The sequence below is a fragment of the Streptomyces europaeiscabiei genome (assembly GCF_001550375.1).
GTDB lineage: Bacteria > Actinomycetota > Actinomycetes > Streptomycetales > Streptomycetaceae > Streptomyces > Streptomyces europaeiscabiei.
The window spans coordinates 1-11974 of the sequence record NZ_LRTR01000531.1 but is presented as its reverse complement, the minus strand read 5'-3'; the positions used below and the strand labels follow the sequence as shown (position 1 = coordinate 11974).

At 70.0% G+C, this 11974-nt stretch carries 9 protein-coding genes; 2 read left to right on the top strand and 7 right to left on the bottom strand.

From position 1 onward, the window contains the following. Nucleotides 1–162 precede the first annotated feature (162 nt). The 6 genes from AWZ10_RS55500 to AWZ10_RS26185 all read right to left on the bottom strand — a co-directional run bounded on the left by AWZ10_RS55500 (nt 163) and on the right by AWZ10_RS26185 (nt 7006). Nucleotides 163–2763: a tryptophanase gene (locus tag AWZ10_RS55500; RefSeq protein ID WP_060892145.1), complete on the bottom strand. Its 2601-nt coding sequence runs from the start codon at nt 2761–2763 to the stop codon at nt 163–165. A gap of 343 nt (nt 2764–3106) precedes the next feature. Continuing rightward, complete coding sequence (locus AWZ10_RS26205; protein ID WP_046707129.1) at nt 3107–4447, bottom strand: cytochrome P450; 1341 nt, start codon at nt 4445–4447, stop codon at nt 3107–3109. 13 nt (nt 4448–4460) lie between these two features. Further along, complete coding sequence (locus tag AWZ10_RS26200; protein ID WP_013005331.1) at nt 4461–5054, bottom strand: GTP-binding protein; 594 nt, start codon at nt 5052–5054, stop codon at nt 4461–4463. Then, nucleotides 5029–5406 carry a DUF742 domain-containing protein gene (locus AWZ10_RS26195; RefSeq protein ID WP_046707128.1) on the bottom strand — a complete coding sequence of 126 codons (378 nt, stop codon included), beginning with the start codon at nt 5404–5406 and terminating at the stop codon, nt 5029–5031. Before AWZ10_RS26195 ends, AWZ10_RS26200 begins: the two co-directional genes overlap by 26 nt. Next, a complete protein-coding gene (locus AWZ10_RS26190) occupies nt 5403–5804 on the bottom strand; it encodes a roadblock/LC7 domain-containing protein (protein WP_046707127.1) in 402 nt (133 codons plus the stop codon). The genes AWZ10_RS26195 and AWZ10_RS26190 overlap by 4 nt, the downstream gene beginning before the upstream one ends. Next, the gene (locus tag AWZ10_RS26185; protein WP_060892144.1) at nt 5801–7006 is read right to left on the bottom strand and encodes a sensor histidine kinase; all 1206 of its coding nucleotides are present in this window, start codon (nt 7004–7006) and stop codon (nt 5801–5803) included. The genes AWZ10_RS26190 and AWZ10_RS26185 overlap by 4 nt, the downstream gene beginning before the upstream one ends. 569 nt (nt 7007–7575) lie before the next feature. Here AWZ10_RS26185 and AWZ10_RS26180 point away from each other — a divergent pair. Both AWZ10_RS26180 and AWZ10_RS26175 read left to right on the top strand, forming a co-directional pair. Further along, complete coding sequence (locus AWZ10_RS26180; protein ID WP_046707132.1) at nt 7576–9072, top strand: FAD-binding protein; 1497 nt, start codon at nt 7576–7578, stop codon at nt 9070–9072. Between the two features lie 307 nt (nt 9073–9379). After that, a complete protein-coding gene (locus AWZ10_RS26175) occupies nt 9380–10609 on the top strand; it encodes a PP2C family protein-serine/threonine phosphatase (RefSeq protein WP_046707125.1) in 1230 nt (409 codons plus the stop codon). Between the two features lie 83 nt (nt 10610–10692). Here AWZ10_RS26175 and AWZ10_RS26170 read toward each other — a convergent pair whose 3' ends face one another. Beyond that, nucleotides 10693–11868 carry a substrate-binding domain-containing protein gene (locus AWZ10_RS26170; RefSeq protein WP_046707124.1) on the bottom strand — a complete coding sequence of 392 codons (1176 nt, stop codon included), beginning with the start codon at nt 11866–11868 and terminating at the stop codon, nt 10693–10695. Nucleotides 11869–11974: the final 106 nt, after the last annotated feature.

Sequence of the window (11974 nt, the reverse complement as noted above, 5' to 3'; positions counted from 1 at the left end):
GTCCCGGGCCCGCACGCGTGGCCGCCGGTGGTGGCGGCCGACGGGCCGACGCCACCGGGCAGCACCGTCGAGCGCTCACTTCGGCGCGTCGACGTGTTCTGTCGGGGGTGTCCGGCAGGTCCGTCACCCGTGCGGGACGTCCGAGACTCCTGTGGGACTGCTTCAGCCGGTCACGGGCTGCAGCTTGGCCCGGAAGTGCCGCAGGATCGGGGACTGTTCCACGATCCGGTAGCCGTGGACGGATTCCGCTTCCTTGGCGATCCCTTCCAGGGTCCTGCCGACGTGGTCGTAGTGACTGCGGGTGTAGACCCGGCGTGGGAGCGCGAGCCTGACCAGTTCGTACGGCGCGCTCTTGACGGGGTTGCCGTCCTCGTCCTCCTCGCCGAGGTAGAGGGAACCGAGTTCGGCCGAGCGGATGCCGCCTTCGAGGTAGAGGCGGCAGGCGAGGGCGTGGCCCGGGTAGTGGTGGGGCGGTATGTGCGGCAGCAGGCGGCCCGCGTTGAGGTAGAGGGCGTGCAGCCCCGGGGGTTCGAGGATGTCGACGCCCGCCGAGCGGACGCGGTCGGCGAGGTGGGAGGCGACGTCGGCCCGCTCCGCGAGGTAGGCGGGCTCGGTCACCTCCAGCAGACCGGTGGCCATCATGTCCAGGTCGCGGCCCGCGAGACCGCCGTAGGTGGCGAAGCCCTCGGTGGCGATGAGGAGCCGTTCGCACCTCTCGGCGAGTTCGGGGTCGTTGAGCCCGATGAAGCCGCCGATGTGGACGATGCCGTCCTTCTTGGCACTCATGACGCAGCCGTCGGCGAGACGGAACGCCTCTTCGGCGACCTGACGCGGGGTGCGGTCGCGGTAGGCCTCCTCGTGGCGGGTCACCAACCAGGCGTTCTCGGCGAACCGGGCGGCGTCCAGGATCATCGGGACGCCGTGCCGGCGGCAGATCTCGGCGGTCTGCTTCAGGTTCTCCATGGAGACGGGCTGTCCGCCGCCGCCGTTGTTGGTGATCGTCATGATCACCACGCGGACGCGGGAGCCGTCCGGCCCCTCGAGTGCGGTCCGGAGAGCGTCCAGGTCGATGTTGCCCTTGAAGGGCCGCTCGCTGTCGAGGTCCCGGGCCTCCGCACACGGAATGTCATGCGCCTGACATCCGGAGAGTTCCACGTTCGCCCGTGTGGTGTCGAAGTGGGTGTTGGCCAGGACGATGCCGCCGGGTTCGAGGAGCGTGTTGAACAGGATGCGTTCGGCGGCACGCCCCTGGTGGGCCGGCAGGATGTGCCGGTAGCCGGTCAGCTCGGTCACGGTCTCGTGGAAGCGGTAGAAGGAGCGTGAGCCCGCATAGGACTCGTCGCCCTCCATGCCTGCGGCGAGCTGCGCGGCCGAGATGGCGCCGGTGCCCGAGTCGCTGAGCAGGTCGATCGTCACCTCCTCGGCGCGCAGGTCGAAGAGGTTGTAGTGCACCCGCTCCAGCGCCGCCTCGCGCTGTTGACGAGTGGTGAGCGCGATGGGCTCGACGACCTTGATGCGGTAGGGCTCCATGCTGATCCTTGCTCCTGAAGTACTGCGGATTGCTTCGTCGTTGCTGTGTCGGCGGCCGAACTCGAACCGTCCGGAGGACGGCGTGGGGTGGTCCGCCGACGGGGTGTTCGGCGACGGGGTGTTCGGCGACCGGACCTCGTAGGCCTCCGACGAGATGTACGTGGTCACCCGGGGCGGCTGATCCTGCTCGTGGGCCAGCGCCACGTACGCGATGAGTCCGGCGCCGTCCCGCAGCGGCCGTGGGGTGACGGCGGCCAGTGGCCGTTCGAGTGCGCCGGTGTCCAGCCCGTGGCGGCCGAGGACGGCCCCGGCCCACCGGAGTGCCTCCCCGTCGTCCCGGGCGTAGTCCCTGACCGGGACATGGAGGGTGAAGCCGGTGGGGCCGCCGGTCGTCCGGGTGAAGGAGTGGCAGGTGAGGACGGGGCGCCGGTCGAACCGGGCCTCCGGGGCCGACGGTTGCCCCGTTCCGTCGCCGAATCCGCCCGCCGTGCGCAGGAACTCCTCCAGCGACTCGCTGTCGGGGCCGGATTCCATCCGGCACAGACCGCCGGTGCCGGTCACCGGCAGCCCGTGGTGCGTGGCGTAGATCTTCACTCGGGGCGCCGCCCAGTCGCCCAGGTCGAGGGCGAAGAACGGGTAGCCGTCGGCCGACGGCAGCATGCCGAAGGCCTGCCGGTGGCCCAGCCGGCCCAGTGCCTCCCGTACCGTCTCCGCGGCTCTCGTCGCGCCGGTCGCCGCCGGGTTCAGATACACCTTGACCTTGGGGACACCGCCGGGGCTCAGCTCCAGCGCGATCCACAGGGCCAGGGGGCCCTGAGGGTCGGGGGGGAGGAAGAGGTCTTCCAGGGCGTCGAGTTGTTCGGTGGCGAAGCCCCAGCGCCGCGCCATCGACCGGACGACGCGCAGTCCGGTACGGCCGTTCTCCTGAAGGCTGTCGGCGCCGCATCCCGGTTCCAGCAGCACCCGCACCCTCGGTGGCGCGTCGGGTGTGAAGGAGAGCGAGAACTCCACCGGCGTGGAGTCGTCGGACAGGAAACTCCGGGAGGGGGGCGGCAGGTCCAGGGACCGTTCGGCCACCGCTCCGAGGGAGTCGGTCAGTACGTGCGCGTAGGTCTCGGCGTCGGCTCGTGCGAGCCCCGACGCCTCGCACAGCCGCAGGAGTTGACCCGTCACGAGTTCGCCGAGCGTCCGGTCTCTCCGGGTTTTCCCGGTGCCGGACCCGATGGCGCTCACCGGTGCTCCCGCCGCTGCTCGGAGTGCGGGGGCGGGGCTTGGGGCGAGGTTCCTGCTCCGTGGGTGCCGAGGCTGCGAGAGGACACAGGAAGATACCCGCCGACCTGGGCGGGTATCTCGTGTCGCGGCGGCTGGTCGCGGGTCTCGCCCCTGGTGGCCTCCGCATGGGATAAGGCGGTGCGCCGGGAGCGGCGGGAAATGTCCGTATGTCGAGCAGCGGCGCCGGTGGATATGTGGTCCACGACACCTCCCTTTGTTCGTTGGTCACCACGAATGCCGCCGCGTTACTACCCCTTTGGTTGAAGTCTCATGCAGTGCCTTCTGTTACAGGCTGTTGCGTGCGTCACCCCTTCAACCAGGACAGGAATGAGCCCCACACACCTCGCTCCGTCTTCCGGCCCGCCGGGGCGTTGTCGCCGCGTGCGGATGTCTCCGTCGCGCGGGGCGGGTTCGGTCGCTGCATCACCTGCGGGGTGAAGCGGCAGGGAAGCGCGGCGAGCGCGCGGTGGAAGGGGCCCGGACGCCAGGTCAGGCTGTCCTCGGGCACCGCGAGTTCGATGTCGTGCAGCCGGTTGAGCAGGTTCTCGATGGCCACCATGGTGACGAGCCGGGCGAGTTCCTTGGAGGGGCAGGCGTGCGGGCCGGCGCTCCAGGACAGGTGGGCCCGCCTGCCGCCCGTCTGACGGGCCATCGCGAGCGCCGGGTCGGTGTTGGCGGCCGTCATGCTGACGAGGACCAGATCGCCGGCCCGCATCCTCGTGCCGCCGAACTCCAGGTCGGTCGCGGGGTAGTGCGGCGCGTAGTTCGCCATGGGGGGGTTCTCCCACAGCGTGTCGTCGATGGCCTCCTCGATGAGACCGCCGTCGGCGTACCGGTCGTGGATGAGCAGCCGGTGCAGGGTGTTGCCGATGAGGTTGCGCAGCGGTTCGGCGCCCGCGCCCAGCAGCAGGATCAGCTGGTGGACCAGTTCCTCGTCGGTCAGCCGCGCCTCGTGCCGCATCAGGTACGAGGTGACGTCGTCGCCCGGCCGGGCGCGCTTGAGCGCGACCAGTTCGAACACGGCCTGACCCAGCACCTCGTTCGCCTTCTCGGCGTTGACGCCTTCGAAGACTCCGGAGATACCGAAGACGACCCGGTCGCCGATGTCCGCCGGGCAGCCGAACAGCTCGTTGAACACGAGCAGCGGCAGCTGCTTGACGTAGTCGTTCATCAGGTCGATGGAACCGCGGGCCGAGACCTGGGCCAGGAGGTAGTCGGAGGCCCGCTTGGTCATGTCGCTGATGCGGCGGGAGTCGACCTTGGCCAGGCTGTCGGTGATGGCCTGGCGTAGCCGCGCGTGCTCGGCGCCGTCGGTGAACATGGCGTTGGGGCGGTACCCCAGCATCGGTACCACCGGGTTTTCCGGGCCGATCTTGCCTTCGGCGACGTCCCGCCAACGGCGCGCGTCCTTGCGGAAGTTGCCGGAGTCCTGGAGCAGCCTCAGCGCGGTCGCGTGGTCGGTGACGAGGGTCGCGTCGACGCCTGGCGCGATCTCGACCGGAGCGGTCTGCCCGTAGTTCCGCATGTACGCGTAGTACGCCTGGGGGTCGGCCGCGTACTCGGGCCCGTACAGCGGAACCCGCAGTCCGCTGCCGTGGGCCGGACAGCCGGGCGGGGGTGCGGGAAAGGTGGAATCGGAGGTCATGTCTGCTCTGCTCCTAACGGGCACGGTCCATCAAGTAGCGGACGAGCGTGATCAGCGCTTCGGCCGACGACCGCTCGTCCCGTGCGTCGCACGTGACGATGGGGGTGTCGTCGAGCAGATCCAGCGCTTCACGCAGTGCCCTTGCGTCACGTATGGACGTGCCGTCGAAATGGTTGACCGCGATCGCGTAGTCGAGTCCGTACTGCTCGATCAGGTCGATCACGGCGAACGAGTCGGCCAGCCGCTCGGGGTCGACCAGCACCAGCGCCCCGAGGGCGCCGCGTGCCATGTCCTCCCACATCTGCACGAAGCGCTGCTGGCCGGGTGTGCCGAAGAGATACAGCACGACGCGGTCGCTGACGGTCAGTCGGCCGAAGTCCATGGCGACCGTGGTGGTGGTCTTGCCCTGGACGCCCTTGAGATCGTCGATCGCCTCGCCCGCCTGGGTCATCGTCTCCTCGGTGGAGAGCGGCGAGATCTCGGAGATCGACCCGATGAACGTGGTCTTCCCCACCGCGAAGTGCCCGACGACGAGGATCTTCACGGCGGTCTGCGTCTCTCCGCCCGGGACGTACGCCCGCTCATCCAAACTTGGACTGGAGACCATTGAGCACCTCCTCGAGAATCTTCAGGTTGGCGACGGGAGCACGCGTCACCGGCGGGCGGGTGACGAGGTAGCCGGCCTCGGAGAGGGCGGCCAGCAGGATCTTCACCACCCCCACCGGCAGGTGGAGGTGTCCCGAGATCTCGGCGACGGAGAGATAGCCGCCGACGCACATCCGCAGCAGGTTCTGCTCCTCAGGCGAGAGGCGGGCAGGCCGCTGCTGCTGGTCGGTCACCGCTGTGACCAGTGTGATCAGCGAGAACTGGCTCTCGCCGGGAAGGCTGCGGCCGCCGGTGATGACGTACGACCGCACTAATTCGGTGGCCTCGAGCTCCTGCTTGTCGAAATCGTTCACGGCCCCACCACGCTGCTCTCCCGGGGCGGAGCGGTCATGACCTTGCCCAACTGGCCGACGAGCTGCTGCATCCGGAAGGTGATGTCCGCCATGTCGACGTCGGAGGAGGCCGACACGGCGAGGTAGGCGCCGTCACCGGCCGAGATCAGGAAGATCCAGCCGCCGTCGAACTCGACCAGGGTCTGCTGCCAGCGCAGATCCGACCGGGAGCAGAAGAACGCCAGCGATCGGCTGAGCGACTGCATGCCGCTCATCGCGGCGGCGGCCTTGTCCGCGTCGTCCTTGTCCACTCCATTCGAACGGGCCCTCAGCAGCCCGTCGGAGGAGACCAGAACCGCGTGGATAGCTCCGGGGATCTCCAAGGCGCTGTCAAGCATCCAAGAAAGATCGTTGTTCATTGGACCTCGTGCCCTTCGCTGCTTGCGTCACGGGTACCGCCCGGCCGCTCCCCCGCCTCCGGATGTGTGGCGCGGCCGGCGTCCGTGCCCTGCTTGAAGGCGGCCATGATCGCTGCCGTCTCCTCGCTGCGGCGCTTCGGGGCGGCCGGGGCGGACGGGCTGGTCGAGACCAGGGCCATCGGCCGCTTGCGCCGCCGCTTGGGCAGACCGTCCTCGGTCGTGGCGACGGGCAGCGAGGGCTCGGGGGTTGGCTCGTACACCGAGGGACGTGTCTCGACGACCGACGGCTCCTCCCTCGGCGCCACCGAGTCCATCGACACCGTCGGCTGCTTCGGCTCCGGCATGTCGGTGAGCAACTCCTCGGGCAGCAGCACGACCGCCCGCACCCCTCCGTAGGGGGAGGTGGAGTCCACCGACACCGTGAAGCCGAACCGCTCGCAGAGCACACCGATCACCGCGAAGCCGAACTGCGGAGGGTTGCCCAGCCCGGAGACGCCCGTGGCCCGCTCGCTCGTCAGGAGCTTCTCGGCCCTGGCCTTCTCCTCCTCGTTCATGCCGACACCGGCGTCGTCGACGATGATGCAGACGCCCTTGGGCACGGAACGGACGTTGATCTCGACCACGGTGTCCGGGCTGGAGTAGCTGGTCGCGTTGTCGAGCAGCTCCGCGAGGGCCAGCGCCACCGGTTCGACGGCCCGGCTGGTGAGGCCGAAGTCGACCTTGGACAGGATGTGCGCCCGCTGGAAATGGCGGATCCTGCCCTGGGCGCTGCGGACCACGTCGTAGACCGAGGCTGCGTCGCGGTGCCGGCCGAGCCAGCCCTCGCACAGCACGGCGATGGACTGGGCGCGCCGGCCGAACTGCGCGTTCATGTGGTCGATCTCCAGGAGGTCCTGGAGCATGACGGAGTCGCCGTACTTGCGCTGCAGCCCGGAAATGATGCGCTGCTGCTCGGCGGCGAGACCCTGCAGTGTCCGCATGGCGGACTTCAGGGCCGTCCTCGTCGCCCCCTCGGCTTCCTGCTGAGCAGAGCGGACGGACTCCGAGTATTGGCTCTCCAACTCACCGTAGTGGTTCCTGAGCCCTGCGATCTCCTGCCGTAATTTCCGCGCCGCCCGTCGCTGACGAACGATGAGGGCGGCGGCGACAAGGGTTACGACAAGAAGTGCCCAGAGCGCCGGATTTTGTATGTATTGCGTCATGAGACCCTCTTCAGGCGGCCGATAGCCAGCTACTGAATTCCTGTCAGTTCATACATACCGAAGGTCAGCCATTCCAGGGTTGCCACGAGGAATTCACCAAAGACGATGAGTGCTCCTTTTGCACCCATCCGTCCGTTCGGTAAGTGCGGTGATCGTATCATCACTCTCACTGACGACGGGGCGTCAACCTGGGCGGTCCTCACGACAGTTGAGCCCAACCGGAACGCCTTGAAACGGGCACAAGCCGCATTGCCGCAGTCGACTGCCGCGCGTGCGGACGGCGTTGACGCGTGTATGTGTTCACCGGCCCCGAACCCGGCCGTAGTTGGCGATGCGGACCGTCGCGCGGTGCGCCTCCCGGAAGCCATGATGGGCGCTAAGCGGAACTTCGGGGGGAGATCGCTGTGGGAGGGAACGACCGGCCCGGTCCCGGGCTCGGGCCAGGGCGCTCGTTCCGGAGCGCGGCCGTCGGCCCGCACGGCTCGCCCCGCTGATTTCGCTCCACGGACAGGACGACAAACGCGAGCGGCGTGCCGACGATCCGCCGCGTCAACACCATGGAGGCTGTCATGTCACGCAAAGAGCACGGTGCCGTCAACAGGCGGCAGTTCCTGTCCCGGTTCGGAGCCGGGACCATAGCGCTCGTGGCCGGCTTCGATTTGGTATCCCGGCAGTGGGTGACCGAGGCCGCGGCAGCGGAGAACTCCACTTTCGCCACAGCGCCCTCTCTCGACGGCACTCTCACGTTCGACGCGGCGTCCCTCGCGGCGAATTCCCACGACCAGGGCAACATCGTGTTCCAAAGACCGTGCGCGGTACTCCGGCCGGGTTCCGTCCAGGACATCCGGAAAATGGTCGGCTTCTGTGCCGACCACGGCATCGAGGTCGCGCCGGCCGGCGCGCACCACGCGATGTTCGGCCAACCGCTCGTGAGCGGTGGCCTGGTCATCGAGATGCGGTCGCTGAAGACGATCCACTCGATCGGCACCGGCGGCGCCGACGTCGACGCCGGCGTGCTGTGGCAGGACGTGATCGAGGCCGCGTACGAGCAGGGCCTCACTCCGGCGTCGATCACCAGCTACCTCGGGACGACGGTCGGCGGGACCCTGTCCATGGGCGGCATCGGAATGATGTCGGCCTACCGGGCCGGCGCGCAGGTCGATCACGCCCGGCGCCTCCAGGTGGTCACGGGCGAGGGCCGGCTGAAGTGGTGCTCCGACACACAGAACAGCGACCTGTTCGAGGCGGCGCTCGCCGGACTCGGCCAGTGCGGTGTGATCACGCGAGCGACCATCGACCTGGTGCCGGCCAAGCAGCTGGCCCGCACGTACCGGATCGGGTACACGGACATACCGACGTTCTTCCGGGACATCCGCGTCCTGGCGAACCGGGGCGAGTTCGACTCGCTCGGCAGCATTCCCCAGCCGGGCACGGCACAGCCGCTGACACTGTGGGCCACCGTCTTCCACAACCCGGGTGACGCACCCGACACGTCCCATCTGCTCCGCGGGCTCAGCCCCGCAGCGGGCGCGGCGGCCTTCGAGGACTCCCCCTATCTCGACTACATCTCGCTGGTCACCAACATGTACGACTCCTTCGCGGCGAACCTGGACTGGGACGCGAAGGTCAAGCCCTGGTCGGACCTGTTCCTGCCGGACGACGCCGTCGAGGCGTACGTCGAGTCGGTGTTCTCGTCGTTGACCCCCGAGGACCTGGGCCCGACCGGCTTCGGGCTGGTCTTCCCGATGCTGCGTTCCAGCTACGGCCGGCCGCTGCTGCGGCTTCCCAGCGGGGCGAGCGGGCCCTGGGTCTGGCTGGTCAGCGTGCTGACCGACGCCGCCCGGTCCGGCCCCGACCCTGAGTTCGCGGCACGCATGATGGACCGCAACTACCGCTTCTACCAGGAGGCGGCAGCCGTCGGCGGCGTCCGCTACCCGCACGGAGCGTGCGCGTTCACGGAGGCCGACTGGCAGGCGCACTACGGCTCGATGTGGGCGCAGTTCGTCTCGTGGAAGAACCAGTACGACCCGTGCGGCATCCTGACTCCGGGTCCGGGCATCTTCTGACGCGTCGGAGCCGGGGCGCCGGGGGAACCCGCCTCGGGCTCCGAACCGTGATCCCGGCGCGGCCCGGGCCGGGATCACGGGCGCACTCGGGCTTCACTCTTTCGGTCCCTGCCCCGGCCGGGTGCACGCGGCCGGCCGGGGGCCCACAGGACGGCCGATGTGCTGTGGTGACGCAGGGGCGCGGGACGTCCTGAGTGACGGGTCGGGAGAAGCTCCGCCCCGATGCCGCGGATCTGCCGGGTCTCGCGGCCGGTTCGCCCCTATCGTGGAACGACACACCGACGCTCGGCGCCAAGGCAGGCTGGACATGAGGGAACCGCATACCGACTATGCGGAGGTCTTCCGGGCGCTGCCCGGCATGGTGGCGCTGCTCACGCCCGACCTCGTGTACGCCGACGCCAACGAGGACTTCCTGCGGCTGGCCGGGCGCTCCCGCGAGCAGCTCCTGGGCCGCTACATCTTCGACGTCTTCCCCGAGAACCCGAACGAACCGGCCGCGGCCGGCATGCGCGAGACCCGGGAGTCGATGCTGCGCGCGGTGGCCACCGGCGAGCGCGACACGATGGCGCTGCTCCGCTACGACATCGAGGACCCGCAGCGCCCCGGCCTCTGGCAGGAGCACTACTGGAGCCCGGTCAACGCACCCGTCCTCGGCCCCGACGGGAAGGTGGCGCTGATCGTCCACCGGGTGGAGGAGGTCACCGAGCTCATCCGCGCCCGGGGCGGCCCCGGGGGCGACAGCCGGGCCCAGGTGCTGGAGGCCGAGCTGTACACCCGCGCCCGCGAACTGCAGGAGGTCAACGAACGGCTGCGCACGGCGCACGCCCACGAGCGCGAGGTCGCCCTCGCCCTGCAGGCGGCGATGCTGCCCCCGCCCGGCCCGACCGGACAGCACGACGCGGCCGTACGGTACCGGCCGGCCATCGGCGCGCTGAACGTGTGCGGCGACTGGTACGACCTGGTCGGCCTGGTCGGCGAGGGCCTCGCGGTGGCCGTGGGCGATGTCGTCGGCCACGGTCTGGCGGCGGCCTGCGCCATGGGGCAGCTGCGCAGCGCCCTGAGCGGGGCCACCCGCGTCAGTGACGGCCCTGCCCAGGCCCTGGAGGCCCTGGACCTCTACGCCCGCTCCGTCGAGGGCGCCGAGTCGACCACCGTCGTGACGACCTTCATCGACTGGGACAGCCACACCATCACCTACAGCTGCGCGGGCCACCCGCCGCCCGCCCTCGTGCGCCCCGACGGCACCGTCACCTTCCTCAACGGCGCCACCGACCCGCCGCTCGCCGCCCGGCCCGTCCACGCAGCCCGCCCCCAGGCCCGCATGCCCTTCGTCGAGGACTCCACCCTGGTCCTGTACACGGACGGGCTGATCGAACGCCGTACCGAGGGCATCGACACGGGTCTGGAGCGCCTCGCCGGCTCCCTGGCCCACCACCGCAGGCACGATCCCGAGACCCTGGCCGACGCCCTCCTGGCCGATCTCCTTCCGCCCTCCGGCAACACCGACGACACCGCGCTGATCGTCCTGCGGCTGTGACCGGCACGACGTCCTGAGCCGATGCGGGCCCTGCGACACCGGCCCTGCGGGGCAGGTCATGCGGGGCAGGCCCTGCGGGGCGGTCACCTGCCCCAGATCTTCCGGTACCCCTCCCGGTAGCCCGACGGGTCCCAGCTCGTGGCGCCGGCGCTGTTGTCGGCCGTACTGACGTGGACGGGCGCCACATAACCGCTGGCCGGGCGGTCGGCGAAGGCGCGGTTGAACTCGTCGATGATCTGCCACCCCTGCAGGGAGAGCGGCTCGGGGACGGTGGCCGCCTGGTACTGGCCGCTGTTGACACGCTGGAAGGCGGAGGGGTCGCCGTCCCCCGCACCGATGTTGAAGGGCGGGCCCGAGCCGTCCTTGCCGGCCGCGCGGAAGGCGGGTGCGGCGTCGGCGAAGTACAGGTCGTTGATGGCGACGGAGTGGGTCCACCGGCCCTGGAAGCGGGAGAGGAGCGAGGAGACCTCGCGGGGCGTGCGACTGCTCGCGTCGGAGATCGGGATGTTCACGTACGACAGGAGTTCCACGCCCGCGCAGGTGGCGAGTTCCTTTCTGATCAGGTCGGACTTGTTCTTGGCGAAGGGGACCGAGGCGTCGGTGAAGATCACGACTCCGGCGTCGCCGTCGGAGGTCGAGATGATCCATTGCGCGCTGATCCTGGCCACGTCCTCGACCTGGGTGGTGACGTTGGTGAAGAGGGCGGGGCGCCGGCTGGGGCCGGGTGCGGCGACCGCGTGCCAGCCGACGAGGGGGATGCCCGCCTGCTCGGCACGTGCGATCTGCTGCGAGGTCGCGTCGGGGTCGAAGCCGCCGATGACGATGCCCGAGGGGCGGAGGGTCACGGCCTCACTCATCGCCGCCTGGATCCCGGCGGGGGTGCCGCCGCCGTCGATCACCCGGACGTTCCACCCGATGACCCGCGCGGCTTCCCGGACGCCCTCGGCGGCGCCCGCGACACCCGGGTTGGTCATGGTCTGGGCGACGTACACGATGGTTCTTCCGGTCACGGCTCGGGGACCGGTGGTCGGGCCGTTCCAGGGGACCTCGGTCCGCTCCGCCCGGCCGACGGCGCCCCGGGCCTCTGCCTGGACCTCGGGACAGCCGCTCGGGCCCGAGGCGGACTCTTCCGGGTCACTCGACGAGCCGCGTTCGCAGCCGGCGAGCAGGGCGGCCGTCACGGTCAGCAGGGCGGCCGCCGCGTACCGGGCTCCGGACGCGCGGGAGTTGGTCTTGCGTTCAGTCGAGGCGTGGTGCACGAAAGGCTCCTCGCGGAGGGACGAGCGGGAGGGCGCGGCCGGGGCCCGGCGGTGGTACGGCGGCGGTGCGAGCGGCCGAGGTCATGGAGCACCGCCCGGGGGCGGG

Coding starts and splice junctions, on each gene's coding strand:
- AWZ10_RS26205 (WP_046707129.1), bottom strand. CDS start 4,447: ATGACCTCCGATTCCACCTTTCCCGCACCCCCGCCCGGCTGTCCGGCC.
- AWZ10_RS26200 (WP_013005331.1), bottom strand. CDS start 5,054: ATGGTCTCCAGTCCAAGTTTGGATGAGCGGGCGTACGTCCCGGGCGGA.
- AWZ10_RS26190 (WP_046707127.1), bottom strand. CDS start 5,804: ATGAACAACGATCTTTCTTGGATGCTTGACAGCGCCTTGGAGATCCCC.
- AWZ10_RS26185 (WP_060892144.1), bottom strand. CDS start 7,006: ATGACGCAATACATACAAAATCCGGCGCTCTGGGCACTTCTTGTCGTA.
- AWZ10_RS26180 (WP_046707132.1), top strand. CDS start 7,576: ATGTCACGCAAAGAGCACGGTGCCGTCAACAGGCGGCAGTTCCTGTCC.
- AWZ10_RS26175 (WP_046707125.1), top strand. CDS start 9,380: ATGAGGGAACCGCATACCGACTATGCGGAGGTCTTCCGGGCGCTGCCC.